Origin of the sequence: Vibrio sp. 1727 (assembly GCF_033344415.1) — a bacterium.
Lineage (GTDB): Bacteria > Pseudomonadota > Gammaproteobacteria > Enterobacterales > Vibrionaceae > Vibrio > Vibrio alginolyticus.
On sequence record NZ_JAWPOT010000517.1, the window covers coordinates 1 to 571 of the forward strand.

The 571-nt window shown below is 55.7% G+C and carries 1 protein-coding gene; it reads left to right on the plus strand.

The annotated features are described in order from the left end of the window. The first annotated feature begins 178 nt into the window (after nucleotides 1-178). A complete protein-coding gene (locus R8O10_RS26685; protein WP_005389721.1) occupies nucleotides 179-487 on the plus strand; it encodes a hypothetical protein in 309 nt (102 codons plus the stop codon). The last annotated feature ends 84 nt before the right edge of the window (nucleotides 488-571 follow it).

The following is a 571-nucleotide window of genomic DNA, read 5'->3' on the forward strand; positions in this document are numbered from 1 at the left end:
CGCGGGCTTTTTCTCGCTGGACTTCACGCGCTGCGGCTTTGGTAGCGAAGCGCGTCTGCCAACCGCGGCCATGAAACAACTGGCGTTTGAAGTGGAAAAAACGGCAGCGGGCAGTATTCCGGTACTGATTGAAGCCATCGAACAAGTGGCGGTGCCTACCGCGCAGTAAGGGGGCGTTATGGCGCAAGAGCAAAGCATGTGGGGTTCCATTTGGGACGGCGTCCTAGAAACGGGCGGCGAACTGCTGACTGACGTCACCGACTTGGGTAAAGACTGGCTCGGCGTAAAGATTGAGAACGAAGCTCAACGCGTCGAATCCAGTAATCCAGATGAACAGCGCAAGCACAATAACGACTACCAACAACCCACGGGTGAGCCTGTGTACACCTCCGCCTTTGCGGGGGTGACCACCACGCACCTCATGATGGGGATGCTGTTCGTACTGTTGTTATTGGCGATGTTCTACGTCGCTAAGGGGAAGAAGTAATGCCGTTTATTCCATACCTAATTGCAGGTGCGGTGGGCGTATGGGCGGGCATCAAAATCACGGGCGGTTTTGACCGCATCGGAT

Excerpts from the sequence above, each read along its gene's own strand:
- R8O10_RS26685 (WP_005389721.1), top strand. The coding sequence starts at position 179 with ATGGCGCAAGAGCAAAGCATGTGGGGTTCCATTTGGGACGGCGTCCTA.